The sequence below is a fragment of the Martelella sp. AD-3 genome (genome assembly GCF_001578105.1).
In the GTDB taxonomy this organism is placed as follows: Bacteria; Pseudomonadota; Alphaproteobacteria; order Rhizobiales; family Rhizobiaceae; genus Martelella.
The window spans coordinates 213,548-234,259 of the sequence record NZ_CP014275.1; the positions used below are offsets into that span (position 1 = coordinate 213,548).

General features: G+C 62.7%; 23 protein-coding genes and 1 riboswitch. Of the genes, 9 read left to right on the forward strand and 14 right to left on the reverse strand.

The features are described from left to right. The first annotated feature begins 39 nt into the window (after positions 1-39). Positions 40-600: a bifunctional transcriptional activator/DNA repair enzyme AdaA gene (locus AZF01_RS00950; RefSeq protein WP_024708515.1), complete on the forward strand. Its 561-nt coding sequence runs from the start codon at positions 40-42 to the stop codon at positions 598-600. After that, entirely contained in the window at positions 597-1,109 is a 513-nt protein-coding gene (locus AZF01_RS00955; RefSeq protein ID WP_024708516.1) for a methylated-DNA--[protein]-cysteine S-methyltransferase, read from the forward strand. The genes AZF01_RS00950 and AZF01_RS00955 overlap by 4 nt, the downstream gene beginning before the upstream one ends. Before the next feature lie 11 nt (positions 1,110-1,120). Here AZF01_RS00955 and AZF01_RS00960 read toward each other — a convergent pair whose 3' ends face one another. Continuing rightward, positions 1,121-2,116 carry an AraC family transcriptional regulator gene (locus AZF01_RS00960; protein WP_024708517.1) on the reverse strand — a complete coding sequence of 332 codons (996 nt, stop codon included), beginning with the start codon at positions 2,114-2,116 and terminating at the stop codon, positions 1,121-1,123. A gap of 134 nt (positions 2,117-2,250) precedes the next feature. Here AZF01_RS00960 and AZF01_RS00965 point away from each other — a divergent pair, with 134 nt between their 5' ends. Further along, a complete protein-coding gene (locus AZF01_RS00965) occupies positions 2,251-3,273 on the forward strand; it encodes an alpha/beta fold hydrolase (protein WP_024708518.1) in 1,023 nt (340 codons plus the stop codon). Positions 3,274-3,303: 30 nt separating this feature from the next. Here AZF01_RS00965 and AZF01_RS00970 read toward each other — a convergent pair whose 3' ends face one another. The 4 genes from AZF01_RS00970 to AZF01_RS00985 form a co-directional block, all read right to left on the reverse strand. Then, positions 3,304-4,128 carry an ABC transporter permease gene (locus AZF01_RS00970; RefSeq protein WP_024708519.1) on the reverse strand — a complete coding sequence of 275 codons (825 nt, stop codon included), beginning with the start codon at positions 4,126-4,128 and terminating at the stop codon, positions 3,304-3,306. After that, positions 4,125-4,835 (reverse strand): ABC transporter permease, encoded by a 711-nt coding sequence (locus AZF01_RS00975; protein ID WP_024708520.1) that lies wholly within the window; start codon positions 4,833-4,835, stop codon positions 4,125-4,127. The genes AZF01_RS00970 and AZF01_RS00975 overlap by 4 nt, the downstream gene beginning before the upstream one ends. A 264-nt stretch (positions 4,836-5,099) precedes the next feature. Continuing rightward, the gene (locus AZF01_RS00980) at positions 5,100-5,876 is read right to left on the reverse strand and encodes a transporter substrate-binding domain-containing protein (RefSeq protein ID WP_024708521.1); all 777 of its coding nucleotides are present in this window, start codon (positions 5,874-5,876) and stop codon (positions 5,100-5,102) included. A gap of 68 nt (positions 5,877-5,944) precedes the next feature. Further along, a complete protein-coding gene (locus AZF01_RS00985; protein WP_024708522.1) occupies positions 5,945-6,742 on the reverse strand; it encodes an ABC transporter ATP-binding protein in 798 nt (265 codons plus the stop codon). Positions 6,743-6,926: 184 nt separating this feature from the next. Between AZF01_RS00985 and AZF01_RS00990 the strand changes: the two genes are divergently transcribed. From AZF01_RS00990 to AZF01_RS01005, 4 genes are read left to right on the forward strand one after another with little or no spacing between them, the layout of a single operon-like run. Further along, a complete protein-coding gene (locus AZF01_RS00990; protein ID WP_244435566.1) occupies positions 6,927-7,775 on the forward strand; it encodes a dimethylarginine dimethylaminohydrolase family protein in 849 nt (282 codons plus the stop codon). A gap of 1 nt (position 7,776) precedes the next feature. Beyond that, positions 7,777-8,412, forward strand: a complete 636-nt coding sequence (locus tag AZF01_RS00995) for a TetR/AcrR family transcriptional regulator (RefSeq protein WP_024708524.1) — start codon at positions 7,777-7,779, stop codon at positions 8,410-8,412. Positions 8,413-8,418: 6 nt separating this feature from the next. Next, positions 8,419-9,615: a pyridoxal phosphate-dependent aminotransferase gene (locus tag AZF01_RS01000; RefSeq protein WP_024708525.1), complete on the forward strand. Its 1,197-nt coding sequence runs from the start codon at positions 8,419-8,421 to the stop codon at positions 9,613-9,615. Beyond that, positions 9,612-11,195, forward strand: a complete 1,584-nt coding sequence (locus tag AZF01_RS01005) for a 5-guanidino-2-oxopentanoate decarboxylase (protein WP_024708526.1) — start codon at positions 9,612-9,614, stop codon at positions 11,193-11,195. The genes AZF01_RS01000 and AZF01_RS01005 overlap by 4 nt, the downstream gene beginning before the upstream one ends. 98 nt (positions 11,196-11,293) lie before the next feature. Here the strand turns inward: AZF01_RS01005 and AZF01_RS01010 are convergent, their stop codons facing one another. The 4 genes from AZF01_RS01010 to fabA form a co-directional block, all read right to left on the reverse strand. Further along, positions 11,294-12,364 carry a porin gene (locus AZF01_RS01010; RefSeq protein WP_024708527.1) on the reverse strand — a complete coding sequence of 357 codons (1,071 nt, stop codon included), beginning with the start codon at positions 12,362-12,364 and terminating at the stop codon, positions 11,294-11,296. 471 nt (positions 12,365-12,835) lie between these two features. After that, positions 12,836-13,645 (reverse strand): enoyl-ACP reductase FabI, encoded by an 810-nt coding sequence (fabI, locus tag AZF01_RS01015; RefSeq protein WP_024708528.1) that lies wholly within the window; start codon positions 13,643-13,645, stop codon positions 12,836-12,838. A gap of 7 nt (positions 13,646-13,652) precedes the next feature. Further along, the gene (gene fabB / locus AZF01_RS01020; protein WP_024708529.1) at positions 13,653-14,873 is read right to left on the reverse strand and encodes a beta-ketoacyl-ACP synthase I; all 1,221 of its coding nucleotides are present in this window, start codon (positions 14,871-14,873) and stop codon (positions 13,653-13,655) included. A gap of 57 nt (positions 14,874-14,930) precedes the next feature. Next, positions 14,931-15,440 (reverse strand): 3-hydroxyacyl-[acyl-carrier-protein] dehydratase FabA, encoded by a 510-nt coding sequence (fabA, locus tag AZF01_RS01025; protein ID WP_024708530.1) that lies wholly within the window; start codon positions 15,438-15,440, stop codon positions 14,931-14,933. Between the two features lie 304 nt (positions 15,441-15,744). On the opposite strand from fabA, the gene irrA reads away from it, so the two are divergent. Further along, positions 15,745-16,161 carry an iron response transcriptional regulator IrrA gene (gene irrA, locus AZF01_RS01030; protein ID WP_024708531.1) on the forward strand — a complete coding sequence of 139 codons (417 nt, stop codon included), beginning with the start codon at positions 15,745-15,747 and terminating at the stop codon, positions 16,159-16,161. A 3-nt stretch (positions 16,162-16,164) separates the two neighbouring features. Here the strand turns inward: irrA and AZF01_RS01035 are convergent, their stop codons facing one another. The 5 genes from AZF01_RS01035 to AZF01_RS01055 all read right to left on the reverse strand — a co-directional run bounded on the left by AZF01_RS01035 (position 16,165) and on the right by AZF01_RS01055 (position 20,318). Further along, a complete protein-coding gene (locus AZF01_RS01035) occupies positions 16,165-16,962 on the reverse strand; it encodes a YdcF family protein (protein ID WP_024708532.1) in 798 nt (265 codons plus the stop codon). A gap of 27 nt (positions 16,963-16,989) precedes the next feature. Beyond that, positions 16,990-18,012 carry an aldose epimerase family protein gene (locus AZF01_RS01040; protein WP_024708533.1) on the reverse strand — a complete coding sequence of 341 codons (1,023 nt, stop codon included), beginning with the start codon at positions 18,010-18,012 and terminating at the stop codon, positions 16,990-16,992. Positions 18,013-18,079: 67 nt separating this feature from the next. Further along, entirely contained in the window at positions 18,080-19,012 is a 933-nt protein-coding gene (gene metA, locus AZF01_RS01045; protein WP_024708534.1) for a homoserine O-succinyltransferase, read from the reverse strand. A 67-nt stretch (positions 19,013-19,079) separates the two neighbouring features. Further along, positions 19,080-19,157, reverse strand: a riboswitch (SAM riboswitch). Positions 19,158-19,224: 67 nt separating this feature from the next. Further along, positions 19,225-19,671 (reverse strand): NUDIX domain-containing protein, encoded by a 447-nt coding sequence (locus AZF01_RS01050; protein WP_024708535.1) that lies wholly within the window; start codon positions 19,669-19,671, stop codon positions 19,225-19,227. 14 nt (positions 19,672-19,685) lie between these two features. Next, entirely contained in the window at positions 19,686-20,318 is a 633-nt protein-coding gene (locus AZF01_RS01055) for a LysE family translocator (protein WP_024708536.1), read from the reverse strand. A 169-nt stretch (positions 20,319-20,487) separates the two neighbouring features. Here AZF01_RS01055 and AZF01_RS01060 point away from each other — a divergent pair, with 169 nt between their 5' ends. Further along, positions 20,488-20,697, forward strand: coding sequence for a heavy-metal-associated domain-containing protein (locus AZF01_RS01060; protein ID WP_024708537.1), 210 nt, complete (start codon positions 20,488-20,490; stop codon positions 20,695-20,697). The last annotated feature ends 15 nt before the right edge of the window (positions 20,698-20,712 follow it).

Below are 20,712 nucleotides of genomic sequence, written 5' to 3' on the forward strand. Positions count from 1 at the left end.
GTGCTCGCCTCCCTCAACCGACGCTGCTAAAATCGGGCCATGTTGGATTTCGATACATGCGAAGCGGCGCGGCAGGCGCGTGACCCGGCGTATGACGGCAGGTTCTTTACCGCTGTTCGCACGACGATGATCTATTGCCGTCCGGTCTGCCCGGTAAAACAGCCTTTGGCGAAGAATGTCAGCTATTACCCGACGGCGGCCGCCTGCGAGCGGGCCGGATACCGGCCGTGCCTGCGCTGCCGTCCGGAAAGCGCGCCGTTCTCGCCGGCCTGGAACGGCACGCGCACAACCGTCGAGCGGGCGTTGAAGCTGATTGCCGAGGGCGCGCTGGACGCTGGCACGGTGGAGCAACTTGCCGCACGCCTCGGCGTTGGCGCGCGGCATCTGTCGCGGCTCTTTGCCGTCCATGTTGGCGCGTCGCCATTGCAGACCGCCCAGACGCTGAGGATCGGTCGGGCAAAGCGATTGCTGGACGAGACTTCGCTGCCGGTCGCGGACGTGGCGGCGCGTGCCGGCTTCGGCAGCGTCCGGCGCTTCAACGCCGCGTTCTCGAGGCTTTATGGACGGCCGCCCTCGGCGATCCGGAGACCGGCGCGATGAGCGGGTTGTTCTATACCTATATCGACAGCCCGGTGGGCGCGCTGCTGGTGGCGGGCGATGGCAACCGGCTGCACTTCATCTCGTTTCCGACCGGTCACAAGGCCTTCGGGCCGCGATCCGACTGGCGGCGCGATGATGCGCCGTTTGCCGAGGCGCGGCGTCAGCTCGATGCCTATTTCGCCGGCGAGCTGAAACAGTTCGATCTCGCCTATCATCTTTCGGGAAGCGGGTTTCAGAACCGCGTCTGGGAATATCTGGCGACGATCCCTTATGGCGAGACCACGACCTACGGCACGATCGCCGGAGCGCTCGGCGATGCCAATGCGAGCCGGGCGGTGGGCACCGCCAATGGCAACAATCCGCTGCCGATCCTGCTGCCCTGCCACCGCGTGATCGGCGCCAATGGCGCGCTGACCGGCTTTGGCGGCGGCCTGCCGACCAAGAAATTTCTGCTCAGACTTGAAAATGCCTGGGAGGAGCCGCCGCAGGCGGATCTGTTTGCAGGTTGAAGCTGAACGATCTAGGCTTTTTCCTTCAGCCACGCTGTGGGGCTTTTCCCGGTGACACGGGCAAATTCGCGATTGAAATTCGATTTGGTGTTGAAGCCGCTTGCGAGCATGGCCGCTGTCGCGGTGTCGCCGGCCTTCAGGCGGTCGCATGCATGCAGGATGCGATAGCGATTGATGTAGCGTGAGACATTGTCGCCGGTGGTGCGATTGACTGCGGCCGAAAGGGTCTTGGCGGGTATTCTGAGCCGGCGCGCAAGCCGCGAGAGCGTTAGCGCCGGGTCGAGATAAAGTGTCTCTGAAGCGAGCAGCGCATCCAGACGTGCCATGATTTCCGTATCCGCCTCTGTGGCTTCGGGCGGTTCGGCACGCGGCGTTTCCTTGTGACCGCCTTCTCCGAAGGCATTCGGCGAAAGGCTGAGAAGGCCCGCAGCCAAAAGTGCCATCGAGGTGAAGATGCTGACGATCATTGGCTTGAGCGCTGGCGTACCGGCAAGAATGACAGTGGCGATCAGTGTGTCGCTGACGGCCGAGAGCACGAGACTTGCGGCAATCCCCGCCCACAGCCATTGCGGCTGGCGACCGGCTTCCAGCCGTGCAAGCGGCAGGGCGTCTCCGCCTGCCTTAAGCGCCAGCAGGATCCGTGCGCCATAGGCAAGAAACACCATCGGAATGATCGCATCCACCGTTACCGGCGCGAACAGCACGCTAAACAGGGTGAAGGCGGGGGCGGCCAGATGGATGAAATCACGCCCCGGACGGATCGGTTCGATGAAGGAGGAACGGAATGAGAGCCAGGCGCAGACGGGCACGACGCTGGCTGTCACCGGCTGTACCGGCTGAAGAAAGGCTACGCCGTAATATTGCACCAGCGCGACGACGAGCCCCTGAAGCGCGCATGCCGAAAGAAAAACGGCGATCGCGAGCGGCCGCCTTTCGCCCGCAAGCATACGCAAGACCATAAAGCCCAGCACCAGTGCGGTGACCATCGGAACCGGTAGAACGAGCATGGCATCATCCCTCATCTATCGGCCCCGAATAGTGCAAAAACCGGTTTCCGGCGACCTCAAACCGGAAAGAGGACGCTGTTTGCGCCGGAAAACGAAAGAAGAAACCGTCTCAAACACATCGAAAGGTTTCTCCGATGAAGCGTCTTCTTCTCTCTTTTCTGTCTGTCCTGACATTCGCTGTTCCCGCGCTTGCTGCCGAGCCCCTGCTGCCGGGCTATGAGCGCATGGCCGTTGAAAGCGCTGAGCGCCCCGTTCTGCTGGCAGCAACGCTCTGGTACCCTGCAAAGACGAGGAGCTATCGCGGCATTGTCGGCGGCAACGCCGTCTTCGAGGGCACATCCGGCCTGATGGGCGCGCGCATTGCCGATGGCAAATTTCCGCTGTTTCTGTTTTCTCATGGTTCAGGCGGCAATATGGACAACAGCGCCTGGCTGATGGCGGCGCTCGCCGAACGCGGCGCCATGGTGCTGGCGGTCAATCATCCGGGCAGTACGACGGGCGATTCGTCTCCGCGTGCCTCCGCCTTTCTGGACACACGGGCCGGCGATCTTTCCGCCGCCCTCGATATGCTTCTGGCTGATCCGGTCCTGGGGTCGCATGTCGACCAATCGGCAATCACGGCGGTGGGGTTTTCGCTGGGCGGCGGCACCGCGCTCAATCTTGCCGGCCTGCGGTTCAGCGGCGATGCGTTTGCTGACTATTGCAGGGCGCAACCGGCGCAGGCTGACTGCGTCTTCATGTCAAAGGGCAATCTTGACCTTGACCATATGCCGAGCGGGTTTTCTGCAGATGCCCGCGATGAACGGATTAGCCGGGCCATCGCCATTGATCCCGGTTTTACCTATGCGGCAACCGAGGATAGTATTGAAGCGACCGATATGCCTGTTCTGGTGATCAATCTCGGTGAGGAAAACCTCATGCGGGCGGCGGATGTTTCCGAAGCCGGCAGCAATCTTATCGCGCGCCTGCCTGAGGCCGAACGGGTCGTCATCGCGCCCGCGCATCACTTCACCTTTCTGGCCGAATGCACGCCAGACGGTGCGGCCCTGCTGGCCGAAGAACAGGACGATCCGGTCTGCGACGATCCCGAGGGCGCCGATCGGGCGGAGGTTCATGCCCGGATCATTGAGGCCATTGCGCGTTTTTCCGGGCTATGATCCCTGTCGGGCCGCCTTTTGCGGCCCGGCTCACATCCCCCGCGTCGGGATCTTCTTTTCGAAGTGGCGGAAGATCGTCACCAGAATGCCGGTGAGGCAGAGATAGAGGAAGGCGAGGAAGAGAAGCGGTTCATAGGTGAGGTAGGTCGACTGGCGAATGTCGCCGACCACGGCGTAAAGGTCGATCACCGTGATCGTTGCCACCAGCGGCGTCGATTTGAGCTGCACCACGGTTTCGCCCGCGAGCGTCGGCAGCGCCCGGTGCACGGCGCGCGGCAGCCAGATGCGGGTCAGCACCTTCCAGCGGCCCATGCCATAGGCGCGGGCGGCCTCCAGTTCGCCATGCGGCACGCCGGCAAAGGCGCCGCGCATCACCTCGCCCTCATAACCCGCATAAGACAGTGTCAGCGCCAGCAGCCCATAGGGCCAGGCCTCGCGCAGGTAAGGCCACAGGAAGGATTGGCGGATTTCGGGAATGCCGGGAAACAGCGAACCGAGGCCGTAATAAAGCAGCCAGAGCTGCAGCAGCAGCGGCGTGCCGCGAATGATGGTGCAGAAAATGCGCGCCGGCCAGGCAAGGATTTTTGGTCCCGTGACCTGAACGAGGCCGAGCGGGACAGCGAGCAGGAAGCCGAGGATGGTGGAGGAGACCAGGAGCACGATCGTGATCCAGAGCCCGGCCATCAGCATGCCGGCATAGTCGGGTAGCCAGTTCCACTGCATCTTCACGATCATCAGGATGAGTAGGCCGAGCGCCACGGCCATGATGGCGAGCCTGTGCGGCCGCATCAGCGCGGAAAGTTTCGGCAGCGGCGGCGGGGTCTCGATGTCCTCCGGTATCTGCTGATCGGTCATGTCCGCTGCCTCGCGATGCCGCGGCTGGCGCGGCGCTCGAGAAACTGCAGGGCGACGTTTGAGACCAGAGTGACCGCCAGATAGAGCACGCCGGCAGCCGAGAAGAACAGGAAATATTCGTGCGTCACGCCGGCGGCCTGGCGGGTGGCAAGCGTCAGCTCGGTAAAGCCGACGACGGCGAGAAGGGCGGTGTCCTTGGTGGTGACGAGCCAGAGATTGGCAAGGCCGGGAATGGCATGCGGCAGCATGGCCGGCAGCGTGATCCGCCGCATCACCATGGCCGGCGGCATGCCATAGGCGCGGGCCGCCTCGATCTGGCCCGGCGGAATGGCAAGGATCGCACCGCGCAGCACTTCGGTGGAGTAGGCGCCCTGGACAAGACCGATGACGAGAATGCCCGCCAGCATGCCGGAAATGTCGACGGAGGAGAAACCGATCGCGCCCATCAGATTGTTGAGCGCCGCGGTGCCCGCGTAATAAAGCAGCACGATCAGCACAAGTTCGGGGATGGCCCGCACCACCGTGGTGTAGATCTCCATGAGATCCCTGATCACCGGGCCGCCATAAAGCTTGCCGGCCGAGCCGAGAATGCCGATCACCTGGCCGAGCGCGAAACCACCGGCGGCAACCTGCAGCGAGGTGACGAGGCCGCGAAGAAGCGCGCCGCCCCATCCGGGCGGTGACAAGGCGAGCAATTCCCAGTTCATTCTGTTTCCCTGTCTGGCCCGTTCAATGCGCCATCCTGCTTGGTAATGCCATAGCCTCGCGGTCAATCTCCCCCCTTGAAGGGGAGACGCCCGGCCGGGCAGAGGGGGTGAAGTATCAGCCCGAAGCTTTCAGTCCGTTGCGAGGGGCACCCCTCTCTGTCGCTCTCGCGACATCTCTCCCTCAAGGGGAGAGATGGACTTGCGCAGAGGGCTCAAACATCAAAGGAACGCCGACGCCTGTCGCGGCGTCCTTTCATGCCTTGATCAATCGCCGTAGATGTCGAAGTCGAAATACTTCTTCGTAATCTCTTCATAGGTGCCGTCGGCGCGGACGGCGGCGATTGCGGCGTTGAACTTTTCGCGCAGTTCGGTGTCGTCTTTGCGCAGGCCGACGCCGATTCCGGGGCCGTAGATTTCAACATCCTGCGCGACGGTGCCCATCATTTCGCAGCACGCCTTGCCGTTGTCGCTTTCGAGGAAGGGCTGAAGCGTTACGAGGTCTGCGATCTCGGCGTCGATGCGGCCGGCATAAAGATCCTGGTTGACCTCGTCCTGGGTCTGGTAGGTCTTGATCTCGGCATCGGGGAAATGCTTTTCGGCATAATCCTGGTTCGTGGTCGAGACCTGCACGCCGAGCACCTTGCCCGACAGGCTTTCATTGGTCGGCTCGATGCCGGAGCCGGCCTCGGCGACGATGGCGCCGGGGGTGCTGTAATACTTGTCGGAGAAGGCGATCTGCTCCTCGCGCTCGGGCGTGATCGACATCGAGGCCATGATGGCGTCGATCTTGCCGGCGGTCAGCGCCGGAATGATGCCGTCCCAGGCGATCGGCGTGATGACGCAGTCAAGCGCGGCTTCCTTGCAGAGGGCATCCATCAGGTCGATTTCCCAGCCGGTCCAGTTGCCGGCGGCGTCCGGCACGGTGAAGGGCGGATAGGGCTCGGCGGCAACGCCGACCTTGACGGTCTCGGCGGAAGCGGCGCCGGCAGAAAGCGCAAGGCAGGCTGCGGCGCCGAGAAGTGCGGAAGTCAGTTTCTTCATGGTTTCGGTTCCCTCTGTTTTAGGTTGGGCCATTGCCGGAACGTATCGGGTAATCGTCCTGCGAACGGCTATTGCACGGAGCTGATGAATTTCCTCAGTCGTTCGGATTCCGGATTGTCGAAGACGGTTTGGGGCGCGCCCTGTTCTTCCACCCGGCCGTCATGCAGGAAGACGATTTCGCTGGCGACCTCGCGGGCAAAGCCCATCTCGTGGGTGACCAGCAGCATGGTGCGGCCTTCCTCGGCAAGATCGCGGATGACCGTCAGCACCTCGCCGACCAGTTCCGGGTCGAGCGCGGAGGTCGGCTCGTCGAACAGCATGGCCTCCGGCTGGATGGCAAGCGCGCGGGCAATCGCCGCCCGCTGCTGCTGGCCGCCGGACAGGAAGGCCGGATAGGCGTCGCGTTTTTCATAGAGCCCGACGCGGCGCAGAAGCGTTTCGGCCTCGGCGACCGCCGCGTCCCGCTTGACGCCGAGCACATGCACCGGCACTTCGATGACATTCTGTATCAGCGTCATGTGCTGCCAGAGATTGAAGCTCTGGAACACCATGGCGAGACGCGTGCGGATGCGCTGGATCTGTTTGCGGTTGGCCGGCATCAGCCCGCCATGGCCGTCGGGTTTCATGGCGATTTCCTCGCCATGCACGCAGATGCGGCCGCGCGTCGGCCATTCCAGCATATTGATGCAGCGCAACAGGGTGGATTTTCCCGATCCGGAACCGCCGATAATGGCGATGACCTCGCCCTGACGGGCCTTGAGCGACACGCCTTTGAGCACTTCGAAATCCCCGAAGGATTTATGGAGATCGTCGACGGTGACCGCTTCTGCGGGGTCGCCATCCTGCGGTTTGTTTTCAGCCTTCATTAAAACGCTTTGCCGTTATCGGTATGCCGACGGTCAGGCGCTTCTTGCGGTGCAATCGTGCCGGCGATCAAAAATCGTTCCTTGGCTTTATTACTACACTTGCGAGCTTATTATGCAAGTGTATAACTAGCGGAGATTTCGCAGAAGCGTGGAGAAGAATGGAATGAGTTTCGGAGCGCAAACCATGGCGCAACCCATCAGGCGGGTGATCATGCGCCGGCCCGGTGAAAGCCTTTTGCGGGCGGATCCCGCCGTCTGGCATTACGGCAAGACCTTCAACGCCGAGCGCGCGATCGGCCAATATGCGGCATTTGCCGATCTGGTCGCGGCCTCGGGCGCCGAAATCCTCTGGTACGAGGACAAGGGCGATGGGCTTGCCGATGCCATGTTCACCCACGATCCCTCGCTGGTTGCCGATAGCGGCGCGATCCTGCTCAACATGGGCAAGCCCCTGCGCAAGGGCGAGGTCGACGGTCATGAGGCGATCTATCGCGCAGCCGGCATTCCGGTTCTCGGGCGGCTTTCCGGTTCGGGCACAGTGGAGGGCGGCGATTGCGTCTGGGTTGACGAACGCACGCTCTGCATCGGTCGCGGCGTGCGATCCAATGCCGAAGGGATCGACCAGGTTCGCAGGCTGCTGGCGCCGCATGGCATTTCTGTCCTGAGCTTCGACCTGCCGCTCTGGCAGGGGGAAGAGGCCTGCCTGCATCTGATGAGCGTGATCTCGCCGCTTGCCGACAAGCTGGCGCTGGTCTATGCGCCGCTTCTGCCCGCGCCGTTCTATCAGTTGCTCAAGGAAAAGGGTTACACGCTGGTGGAGGCGCCGGAAGACGAGTTCATGGCGTCCAACGGCCTCAACCTCAACGTCCTGCCGACAAAACAGCTCGACGTGATCGCTGTTGCGGGTTTCGACAAGACGAAGGCCGCGATGGAGAAGGCCGGCTGCGCCGTCAGCACATTCGAGGCCGATGCGCTCTGCATTGCCTGCGAGGGCGGGCCGACCTGCCTGACCCGGCCGATCCTTCGAGGCTGAGATGAGCCGAAAGCCCTTCCGCCGCGCCTCTGACGCCGAACGGCGTGCCGACCTGATCGAGGCGATGCTGGACTGCATCGCCGAGGGCGGCATCCAGAACGCGACCGTCAGGGAAGTGGCGGAGCGGGCGGGCGTCTCCGGCGGACTGATCCGGCATTATTTCGCGACCAAGGAACACCTCCTCCACGCCGCCTACCGCCAGACCATGGCGGCGATGACCGAGATATCCGCCGCGGCGGGCATGGCGGACGACAAGAGCGCGCGAGAGAAGCTGGCCGGTTTTGTCGCCGCCTGTCTGATGCCGCCGATGATTGATGCAAGGCGGCTTTCGCTCTGGGCGGCCTTCATCGCCATGGCGCGGATCGATCCCGCCATGGGCGCGATCCACCGGGAAAGCTATCTGGAATACCGGGCGCTGATCGAGCGTCTTCTGGCCGGCGCCTTTCGCGAGGCCGGGCGCGACGTTGCCGCAGCTGATATCCGCCGGCTGGCGATCGAGATCAACGCCGTCCTCGACGGGCTCTGGCTCGAGGGTTCGCTTGCCGGAGACATTTTCGAGGATCGGGAGTTGTTGCGGGCGGGACTTCATTCGGTGGGTGCGATCACCGGCCTTCGGCTTGAAGATTTTGAAGGATGAAAGACAATGCACTATGCAAGGATATCCAACCGTCTCGGCGGCCTCGGTTCCGACAAGTGGGCGGTCCATCTGAAAGCGCGCGCCATGCAGGCGGCCGGAACCCCCATCCTGGAACTGACGATCGGCGAACCCGATGTCGCGCCCGATCCCGTACTGGCGGAGGTTGTGGCATCGGCCCTTGAACAAGGCCGGATCGGCTATTCCAACGGGCGCGGCGAACCGGAACTGCTCAAAGCGCTGTCCGCACGCTACACCGCCCGCACGGGCCGTGCCATCGGACCGGAAAATGTCGTCTGCTTTCCCGGCACGCAGACCGCGCTTTTCGCGGTGATGCTGACGCTTGTCGAAGACGGCGATGCCGTGCTGGTCGGTGACCCGCTCTATGCCACCTATGAGGGCGTGATCCGCTCCACGGGCGCCGAGATGGCGCCGGTGCCGCTCAAACCCGAAGACGGGTTCCACATGCGCGCCGATATTCTGGAACAGGCGATCACGGATAATTCCCGCGTTCTCCTGCTCAATACGCCCCACAATCCGACCGGCGCGGTGCTGACGGCCGAAGAGCTCGCCGAAATCGGCGACGTCTGCCGCCGGCACGACCTCTGGATCATTGCCGACGAAGTCTACGAGGAACTGATCTTCGGGGGCGATTTTGCCTCGCCGCTGGATAATGCCGACCTGGCCGGGCGCACCATCGCTGTCTCCTCGATCTCCAAGTCCCATGCGGCGCCGGGCTTCCGCAGCGGCTGGGCGATCGGTCCGGCGGCATTCTGCGCGCGGCTGCTGCCGGTGGCCGAAACCATGCTGTTCGGCAACCAGCCCTTTATCGCCGACGCGACGGCGGCAGCCATCGAAAGGCCGAGCGGCGTTTCCGCCGCCTTGCGCGCCTCGCTGAGAAGGCGGGCTGCCCTTCTGGTGGACGCGCTTTTGGCCGCGCCGGGCATTCTCTGCGCCATGCCCGAGGCAGGCATGTTCGCCTTCGTCGATGTCTCGGCCACCGGGCTTTCGGGCGAGGCCTTTGCGCTCGGCCTGCTGGAGTCCGAGCATCTGGCGGTCATGCCCGGCTCGTCTTTCGGGGTCGAGGCGGACGGTTTTATCCGCATCAGCCTGACGGTGCCGGATGAGGATATCGTCGAGGCGGCGCATCGCATCAGCCGTTTTGCCGCCAACCTTACGGCCGGGAAGAAGGCGGCGCAGGCATGAGCGCGACCATCACGGTCGGCGAGGCGCTTGTGCGCCTCCTGGAAGCGCATGGCGTCGAGGTCGTCTTCGGCATTCCCGGCGTGCATACGGCCGAACTCTATCGCGGGCTTGCCGCCTCGAAGATCCGTCACGTCACGCCGCGCCATGAACAGGGCGCCGGTTTCATGGCCGATGGCTATGCCCGCGTCACCGGCCGGCCGGGGGTGGCCTTCGTGATTACCGGTCCGGGCCTCACCAATACGATCACGGCCATGGCGCAGGCGCGGGCCGACAGCGTGCCGATGCTGGTGATTTCCGGCGTCAACGCCCGCAGGACGCTCGGCAAGGGGGAGGGATGCCTGCACGAACTGCCGGACCAGCACGCGCTGATGAAGAGCTTCGCCAAGGCCTCCGTCACGCTGATGAACGGCGCGGACCTTGCCTGTGAGCTCGCCCGCTGCCTGGCCCTGACAATGTCCGGCCGGCCCGGCCCGGTGCATCTGGAAATCCCGACCGACGTGATGGTCGAGACGATTGCGCCGCCGGAGCCGGCGGCCTTGGATCATGCGGTCGCGGTTGCCGACGCGGCGGCGCTGGAAGATGCTGCGGCCCTGATCAATGGCGCGAAGGCTCCCGTCATTCTGGCCGGCGGCGGCGCATGCCGGGCGGATGAGGCGCTGACGGCCTTTGCCGCACGCATCGATGCGCCCGTCGTGCTGACGGCCAATGCGCGCGGGCTGATGGCGGGACACGCGCTGCAGGTTCCGGCCAGCGCAAGCCTTGAACCGGTGCGCGCACTGATTGCCGCAAGCGATCTCGTGATCGCGGTGGGAACGGAAATCGGCCAGACCGACTACGACGTCTATGTCGACGGCGGTTTCCCGGCTCTGAAGAAACTCATCCGCATCGACGTTGATCACGAGCGGGTCACGGCAGGTCCGCAAACCGCCGGGGCAATCGTCGGTGACAGCGCTGCAATGCTCGAGACGCTTCTGATGCGCGTCGATGCGCGACGGGGGAGGGGCGCAGAGCGTGCCGCTGAGACGCGGAAAGCAGCATGGAACGCGCTCTCGGACAAGATCAGGGGCGAAGTGACCCTTCTGCATCGCCTGCGCGACGCCGTTCCCGGCGCGCGCTTCATCGGCGATTCCACCCAACTCGTCTACGCGGGAAATCTCTATTTTGACGCCTCCGCGCCGCAAAGCTGGTTCAACTCCGCGACCGGATACGGCGCGCTCGGCTATGTGCCGCCGGGCGCCATCGGCGCGGCAATCGGCGAGCCGTCGCGTCCGGTCGTCGCGATTGTCGGCGATGGAGGCTTGCAGTTTTCGCTGGCGGAGCTGGGCACGGCGAGAGATGAAAACGCCAATATCGTCTTCCTCGTCTGGAACAATCACGGTTATCGCGAGATCGAGACCTATATGGAAGAGGCCGGCATCGCGCTGGAGGGCGTGAAGCCGTCGCCGCCTGACATGGAAAAGATCGCCGCTGCCTATGGGCTCGGCTTTTCAACGACCGCGGACGAGGATGCGCTCGTCGCGGCGGTCGCGGAGGCAGCTTCCCGCGGTGGACCCCATCTGGTCGAGTTTCGCGCCGACTGAAGTCATCGGGCACAAAAAAATGCCCGGGATCCGGCGATAAGCCGCATTCCGGGCGAAGAAAAAGAGGCCCGTCGGGGCCTCTTCTCGGGCAACTTGGATTAGAAGTCGCGCTGCAGGCGGAACCAGCCGGCCCAGTAGTCGTCGTTCGAGTAGGTATCGGGCAGGTCGGTGTAGCCGACATTGAGCTTGGCGCTCAGGCCGTCAACGATGGTGTAGTCGAACAGGACGCCTGCGGACCAGAAGTCTTCGTTGTCGGCGCCCGGAACCTTTGCGGAGGTCCACTGGTAGGCCGGCGTGATCGAGAACTTGTTGGTGACGTCGAGCTGGTAACCGGCGGCCAGTGCCCATTCGGCATAGACGCCCGGCAGAGCCGACGGGGTTGCCAGCGAGTAGTCGTAGAACTCATTGTCGAAGGTGTTGGCGTAGGCGTTCCAGCCGCTGGAGTAGTTCGCGCCGAGGTCCAGCTGGCCCGGGCCGATTGCGAACGACGTCATCAGACGCAGCGAAGCCTCTTCGTTGTACGTGTCGTAGCCGACATCAAACTTGGCGCCGACGCCGCCGGCCTGGAAGCCGATGCGACCGGAAACGCCGAGCTTCGGCATGTCGTCATTGGAAAGGCCAACCATGTCGGCTTCGAGCGCGTCGAGCGAGAGGCCTGCCACGAAGCCTTCGCCGGCGAAGACGTAACGCATCGAGTTGAAGCGGGTGTTGCCGGCGAGGTCATCGATTTCGCCGATGAGGCCTTCATCCCAATAGCTCAGGAAACGACCGGCCTGGAAGCCGCCGAGGCCGAGATAGGCTTCGTCGATGTAGGTCTTGGTCGACCCGTCGTTGGAATAGGCTTCGCTGCGGAGCGCGATCATGCCGTTGACCGTGCCGAGTTCGGAATCGGTCTTGGACGAGATCTCAAGCTGGCCGCGCGTGAAGACGTTCCAGGCATCCGGAACATTGCCGCCGTTGGAGGCGTCAACCTGGAAGCGGATGTAACCGCCGACATTCAGGCAGGTCTCGGTGCCGGGAATGTAGAAGTAGCCGGCCCCGAAAGCGTCACAAACTTCGACATAGTTGTTCTGGACCGGTTCGATGACGACGACCGGATCGGCGGCTTGCGCGCCGGTTGTGGCTGCAAGCGCAGCAGCGGAGCCAAGAAAGAGGCTTTTGAGGTTCATGAAGATAACTCCTCGTTGAATTGAACGGGGCAGTGCCCTGGGCTGGAAGCAGTTCGTTGCGTTGCATCCATCCGCATCAAACCCGCAGAGGCCGTCAGGAACAATAAACCTTCGGTGGAATGCTAAATCAATCGAATGATTAAGAAGCCTCTGTTGCCGTTCTGCAACGATAATCCCATGAGAAATAAAGAGAAAATCGGCCTTCCGTTGGTTGTCTTCGCTGCGTTTCGCCGTCTTTTTCGTCAGACTGCAGGGCGCATATCATAATAAAATCAATCGTTTGATTAATACAATGGAAGGCAGGATGCCAGGCTTCGCAGCTGGAAAAACGGCGTGCGGAATTTTCCGGGTCGGTCGCTTCGGTTTATCCCGGAGGTCGGTTGCCGGCATCAAAAAACAAAGGCGCGGCCGAAAATCCGGCTACGCCTTTATCTATTTTAGGTTGCATATTCGCGAGCGGAGAGAAAACCGTCAGGTTTCCGGGTCGCCCCTGCGCATCATTTCCGGGATCGGCATGGAGAGAATGTTGTAGCCGTTGTCGACGAAATGGATCTCGCCTGTGACGCCGGAGGCAAGGTCGGACAGCAGGTAGAGCGCCGAGCCGCCGACATCTTCGATCGTGGTCGAGCGCCGGAGCGGCGCATTGCGCTGCTGCCAGGCATAGACGAGTCGGGCATCGCCGACGCCGGAGCCCGCGAGCGTGCGCACGGGCCCGGCCGAAATGGCGTTGACGCGAATGCCGCGCGGGCCGTAGTCGCCTGCCAGGTAACGCATCGAGGCCTCGAGCCCGGCCTTGGCCACGCCCATGACGTTGTAGTTCGGGACCACCGCCGTGGAGCCGCCATAGGTCAGCGTCAGCATCGAGCCGCCGTCCGGCATCAGTTCTGCCGCGCGCTTGGCGATCTCGGTGAAGGAGAAGCAGGAGATCACCATGGTGCGGACGAAATTCTCCCGCGTGGTGTTGGCGTAAAGTCCCTTCAACTCGCTCTTGTCGGAAAAGCCGACGGCGTGGACGACGAAGTCGAGCTTGCCCCAGCGCTGCCTGATCGCATCGAAAACAGCGTCGACGCTCTCGATATCCTCGACATCGCAGGGAACGACGAAATCCGAGTCGACTTCGGCCGCCAGGGGATGAACCCGTCGCCCGAGCGCCTCGCCCTGATAGGTGAATGCGAGCTCGGCGCCTTCGGCGTGAACCGCCTTGGCGATGCCCCAGGCAATCGAGTGGTTGTTGGCAACGCCCATGATCAGGCCGCGTTTGCCCTGCATAAGTCCGGTCATCTGCACATTATCCATTGTAACGCCGGAAGACCAGCGTGGCGTTCGTGCCGCCGAAGCCGAACGAGTTTGAAAGAACGGTGTCGATCTTGGCGTTGTCGATGCGCTCGCGCACGATCGGCACGCCCTCGAATTCGGGATCGAGGAGGTCGATATGGGCGCTCTCGCCGATAAAGCCCTCCTGCATCATGAGCAGCGAATAGATCGATTCCTGAACGCCGGCCGCGCCCAGCGAATGGCCGGTGAGCGACTTGGTCGACTGGATGTGCGGAATCTTGTCGCCGAAGACGTCCTTGATCGCGCCGATCTCGCGGCTGTCGCCAACCGGCGTCGAGGTTCCGTGGGTGTTGATGTAGTCGATCTCTCCGTCGATATCGGCAAGCGCCTGGCGCATGCAGCGCACGGCCCCTTCGCCGGAAGGCGCGACCATATCGTAGCCGTCGGAGGTGGCGCCATAGCCGATGATCTCGCCGTAGATCTTGGCGCCGCGGGCCTTGGCGTGTTCGAGCTCTTCCAGGATGACGACGCCCGCGCCGCCGGCAATCACGAAGCCGTCGCGGGCGGCGTCATAGGCGCGCGAGGCGCGCGGGGCATCCTCGTTGAAGTCGCTGGTCATCGCGCCCATGGCGTCGAAAAGGTTGGACATGGTCCAGTCGAGGTCCTCGTGGCCGCCGGCGAACATCACGTCCTGCTTGCCCCACTGGATAAGCTCCGCCGCATTGCCGATGCAGTGCGCCGAGGTCGAGCAGGCAGACGAGATCGAATAGTTGACGCCATGGATCTTGAACCAGGTGGCGAGCGTGGCGGAGGCTGTCGAGGACATGGCCTTCGGCACGGCGAACGGGCCGATCCGCTTGGGGGAGCCGTTCTTCTCTGTCGTCAGCGCGGCTTCGACGATCGTGCGGGTCGACGGGCCGCCGGAACCCATGACGATGCCGGTGCGCTCATTGGTGATGTCGCCCTCTTCGAGCCCGGAATCGGCAATGGCCTGCTTCATGGCAACATGGTTCCAGGCACCGCCCTGGGACAGAAAGCGCATGGCGCGACGGTCGACCTGGTCCGTGGGGTCGAGCGTCGGCCGTCCCCAGACCTGGCATCTGAAGCCGTGCTCGGCGAAATCCGGCGAGAAAGAGATGCCTGATTTTGCCTCGCGCAGCGAAGCGGTGACTTCGGCGGCATCGTTCCCGATCGAGGACACGATTCCCAATCCCGTAACGACAACACGTCTCATGTTCGATCCTTCTCTTTCTCCTCCGGGCCCGGCGGTCCTGGCGGCGCGGGCCGCGCCCTACTGTTCCTTGAACAGGCCGACCCTCAGATCGGAGGCCTTGTAGATTTCCTCGCCATCGGCCTTCACCCAGCCATCGGCGATGCCGAGAACCAGACGTCCGCGCATGACGCGCTTGAAGTCGACGCCGTATTCCACCAGCTTGTTCTTCGGCGTGACCATGCCGGAAAACTTCACCTCGCCGGTGGAGATGGCGCGGCCCTTTCCGGGTTCACCGAGCCAGCCGAGATAAAATCCGGTGAGCTGCCAGAGCGCATCAAGGCCCAGGCAGCCCGGCATGACGGGGTCGCCCTTGAAGTGGCAATCGAAAAACCAGAGGTCGGGCGTGATGTCAAATTCCGCGCGGGCATGACCCTTGCCATTGGCGCCGCCATCCTCCGAGATCTCGGTGATGCGGTTGAACATCAGCATGGGGGGCATCGGAAGCTGCGCATTGCCGGGGCCGAAAAGCTCGCCCTCGGCGCACTTGATGATGTCCTCGTAATCGAAATGCGATTGTCTTGTGCTCATTAAAACTCTGCTTCCCTTCGTTCAGCGAGGGGTTTCCGGTATCCGGCCCAAGATAAGGGCGTATGTCGCTCTCAGCAATGCGCCCTTGTGCCAGTTGGGCCGGAAAACCCGAAAATCAACTGTCATTCCGTTCACCGAGGCCATACAGGAAGCCGACTTCCGCGGCCAGAGCGAAACGCATTGGTGAGGGCTATTTGCAGTTTAATTTCAATCCTCGCAAGCCCTCGTCCTATTGAAAGCGATTCTCAATGTCGTTATACGGTGCTATATTTGCATTTTGTTAGATGACGCCCTGAAAGTGGATATGACAGCGGGACATCGCATTTCGGAGGAAAAGCTTCGCGCAAGCGGCCTGAGGCCGACGCGCCAGCGCGTTGCGCTGGCCGACCTGCTGTTTGCCAAGGGTGACCGCCACGTGACCGTCGAGGAACTGCACGGCGAGGCACAGGATGCCGGCGTGCCGGTGTCTCTGGCAACCGTCTACAACACGCTGCACCAGTTCACCAATGCCGGCATGATCCGCGTTCTCGCCGTCGAGGGCGCGAAAACCTATTTCGACACCAATACCTCGGACCATCACCATTTCTTCGTCGAAGGCGAGAACGAGGTGATCGACATGCCCGCCGACGGCATTGCATTGAACGGCCTGCCGACGCCGCCCGAGGGCATGGAAATTTCCCATATCGACGTGGTCGTTCGCCTTCGCCCGAAGAAATCCTGATCTTCAGTCCTCCTGTCGGGGCGAGAGCCTTGCCGTGTGGCCGCGCAGGCGCGCCGCCGCAAGTCCGGCCCATTCGCGCAATGCGGTGGTGAGCATTGCGGCATTGGTCATCGGCCGGTCGAGGCTTGCGGAAAGACGCGGCCGACCATCGGTGCGATAGTCCGCCGGCCAGGGCTGGACCTCGACGCTTGCCGCCTCAAATAGCGCAAAGGCGCGCGGCATGTGATAGGCCGATGTCACCAGCAGGCACGGGCCGTCCATGGCGTGATCCTTCAACAGCGCGGACGTATGGGCGGCATTCTCCGCCGTGTTGCGGGCATCCGGTTCATAGAGCAGACGCTCGGGTGAAATGCCGTGATCGGCGAAGAAGCGGGCGGCCGGCTCGGCCTCGCCGTTTTTGGCGCCCGTCAGGGCATTGTCGCCGCCGGTCACCAGGATGGTCATGTCCGGGTAGAGCCGGGCCAGCCTCAGCGCCTCGATGTAGCGGTCCGCCGCCCGGGTGAAGACATAGGCGCCGCGCCGCGCCGAGGCGCCGGTGTTGATGCCGCCGCCGAGCACGATGGCGCAGGCCGGCGGCCCGGCAAGAACCGGACGCCGAAAGCGGGTCTCGAGATCGGCCAGAAGCACGGCGCCGAGATTGGTGAAGCCCGTCACCCCGAGCATCAGCGCGGCGAGCGCGGCGAAAAACGCCGCCGCGCCGGTTTTCGAAAGAGCGAGACACACCAGCGCGGCAAGCATGACGAGGAAGGCGAAAGCCAGCGGCTGGACGATGAGCCAGAATAGCTTTGAGAGAACGAACATCAAGCCTTCCTTCGGTGCCGGCGGATCTCAGCCCTTGCGAAAGACGTATTCGGTCTCCTGGCGCAGCGTTTCGCCGGGGCGGAGGATGGCATTGGGGAAACCGTCCTGGTTGATGGCGTCCGGCCAGACTTGCGTTTCCAGGCAGAAGCCGGCGAACGGCCCGTAGGGAAAGCCGTTGAGGCCCACCGGCGTCTCGTCGAGCTTGAAGGCGGTGTAGAGCTGAACACCGGGCTCGGTCGTCAGCACATCCATGGTCACCTTCGAGGAAGGGGCATAGACGCTGATCACGGGCCGCTTTTCGGTTCGGCCGGGCGAGAGGCAGAAATTGTGGTCGAACAGAACCTGCCGGCCGTTCTCGTCCTCGCGCTTCAAGGGATGCGGCTTGCGGAAGTCGAAGGGCGTGCCGGCAACCGGCCTGATCTCGCCGGTCGGGATCTGACGTTCATCCGTTGGCAGGTAATGGTCGGCGGCGATCATCAGCGTGTGTTCCAGCGTATCCGTGCCGTTGCCGAGATTGAAGTAGGAGTGGTTGCACATATTGGCGACCGTCGGCTTGTCTGTCGTCGCCTCGTAGACGACCGAGAACACGCCGCGCGGCTTCAGCCGGAAATGTGCGCGGATTTCGCAATTTCCCGGAAAGCCGCCGCGCCCGTCCCTGTCGAGGATCTTCAGCGTCACCCGGTCTTCGGCAATCTCCTCGAATTCCCACAGGCTGACGCCGATGCCGTCGCGGCCGCCGTGAAGATTGGTGATGCCGTTTTCGTTGCAGTCGACCTGGTATTCCGTGCCATCGATCGTGAAGCGGCCATTGGCGATCCGGTTGGAGGAGCGTCCCGGCGTGGCGCCGAAATAGGGGGAGTGGTCCGGATAGGGTTCGAAACTGTCGAAGCCGAGGACCAGCGCATGGTCGTGGCCCTCAAGGCGCAGATCCTGCACGACCGCGCCCCAGTTGATGATCTTTGCGGTCAGTCCGCCGCCTGTGATCGTGACCCGGCTGACGGTCTTGCCGTCCTTTGTCTGGCCGAAGGCTTCCGGTTGTGGCGCACCCATTGTTTTTATCCTCCGCATCTGGAATGTTGCATTGCGGGGCGGATATTGCGCCGGAATGGCGGGCGCTTCAAGCGCCCGACCGTCCGTCGCCGATTTCTTCCAGGTGATAGGGCGTCGTCTGGTAGACCTCGTTGATCCAGTTGCCGAAGAGAAGATGGGCATGGGAGCGCCAGCGGTTGAGCGGCGTGCGTTCCGGGTCATCGGCGGGGAAATAGTTGAACGGCAGGTCGACCGGCACATTGGCGTCGACATCGCGCCGGTATTCGTCGCCGAGCGAACCGGAATCATATTCGATATGGTTGAACATGTAGAGCCGGTTGGCGAAGCTCTCCTGCGCCAGGCAGGGACCCACCTCGTCGGAATCCATCAAGAGTTCCATGCCCGGCGCGCGCTCGAGATCTTCCCGGCGCACCTCCGTCCAGCGCGACACCGGAATCTGGAAATCGTCGGAAAAGCCGTTCAGATAGATGGAAGCGGGCTTCAGGTTGCGGTGGCGATAGACCCCGAATGCCTTCTTGTTCAGAAGATGCTTCTCCACGCCGTGGAAATGATAGGCCGCCGCCATTGCGCCCCAGCAGATATTCATCGTCGAGTGGCAATGGGTCGTGGTCCAGTCGAGGATCTCCTTCAACTCATCCCAATAGGTGACTTCCTCGAAATCAAGCGTTTCCACCGGCGCGCCGGTGATGATGAAGCCGTCGAACTTGCGCTCCGCCACCTCGTCCCAGGTCTGGTAGAAAGAGAGGAGATGGTCGATCGGCGTATTCTTCGCCTTGTGCCCGCCGACGCGCACCAGCGAAAGCTCGATCTGCAGCGGCGAAGCGCCCAGAAGCCGTGCGAATTGCAGCTCGGTCTTGATCTTGTTCGGCATGAGGTTGAGCAGACCGAAATGGAGCGGGCGGATATCCTGCCGCTCGGCAACCGTTTCCGTCTTGACCCGCACGCCCTCTGCAAGAAGCGTCTCATAGGCGGGCAGCGTATCAGGAATCTTGATAGGCATGTCTCATTCCAATCCCGAACAGAAACCGGCCGACGTCAACACGCAGCCGGTCCGAATGGGCAGGAATTTTCCGCTCGCTTCGGCCCTTTAGCGAGTTGTTTTACGTGGCTGCAAGCCGGCCGGCCAAATCACCACGAGGAGAAGCTAGATAACGCCGCAATTGCCGGACGTCAATCTCGGCGCGAAAGGCAACGTACCGCCGAACCGCGGCTTCAGGCGAAAAATATTCTTAACGTCGGCCACGAAAGCGGCAACTCCATGCCAAGTCCAATGCTTGCAGCGGTTTCTTTCCAATCAAGGAAAAACAGTCGAAAGCGGACCGGTCCGCCGCCGTCGGAAGAGTGTTTCTCTGTGTGAAGCCAGTTTTCGGGAACGCCCTCCGGCGTGGGAACGGTGAATATGTGGCGCCGGTGACATAGCCGTGCGCCGTTTTTTCTGAAGTGATAGTCGATACTGCCAAGCCCTGACCAGCCTTCGTGCGGGAACAGTCCGGTCTCCTCGTGAAATTCCCGTTTTGCTGCCTCAAGCGGGACTTCCCCATGTTCAAGCGTTCCGCCGGGCACCTGAAGCGGAACCTCCGGGAAGTCCGGCTCATCGAAGACGAGTACCCTGCAGTCCCGTCGTGCATAGATGAGCACTTTTTCCGCATCCGGCGCCATTGCGCTTGCCTGTTTCAGGACGTTGACCGTTGCAGCGCCGCCGTGGTCACCCCCATGGCGACCAGCGCGCTGCCGCCGAGGCGCGGCAGCAGCACGGTTGCGGCGGCAGAGGAAAGCCTTGTCCGCAGCCGGTCGGCCATCAGGGCGTAGGCCAGGGCATTGATGGCGGCCAACGCGACGAAGGTGAGCGTGAGGACCGCAAACTGCGGCAGGAGTGGTTCCGCCGGTACGATGAACTGGGGCACGAAGGCGATGAAGAAGGCAATCGATTTCGGGTTCAGGGCGGTGACCGCCATGGCGTGAAAGAAAATCCGCTGTGCCGCGAGAGGGGGCGTGGCAGAGGAGGCCGGGGTCTCGCCCTTTCCGGCACTTCTGAAAAGCCGGATGCCGAGATAGACAAGATAGGCCGCGCCGACCCATTTGAGGATGATGAACAGCTTGGCCGAGGCGAGGACAAGCGCGCCGAGACCGGCGAGCGAGGCGCTCATGGCGATGAGATCGCCGAGCGCGACGCCGGCGGCGGTTGCGAGCGCCACCCGTCGCCCCTGGCTGAGCGCATAGCTCAGCACGAGAAGAACGGTGGGGCCGGGAATAAAAAGCAATGCCGTCGATGCCGCCACGAAGGTAAGCCAGAGTTGAAAATCCACGTGTCTCTCCCCTGAAATCGCCAGAATATTCGCATCAAAGACAGGTCCTGCCGCCGCTGGCAAGCCGCTCGCGCGTCGAAAAGTGCAAAAGCAGGCTTGACCTTCCAGTGACTGGAAACCCTATCTCCTGCATCAGCATCAAAGCCAAAGAAACCCAAGGAGCAAGACGATGGCCGAGAAACTGACGCTGAAGATCGAAGGCATGGGCTGTGCCAAATGCAGCGAGAAGGTGACGAAGGCGCTTGGCAGCATTGACGGGATTTCCGGTGTCGCCGTCAGGCTGGACGACAACGCCGCCTCGTTTGAGCTTGCCGCGCCGGCCACCCGCGATCAGGCCGTCGAGGCCATCGAGGACGCCGGCTACGACGTCGTGGCCTGAGATTTCGGCAAGACA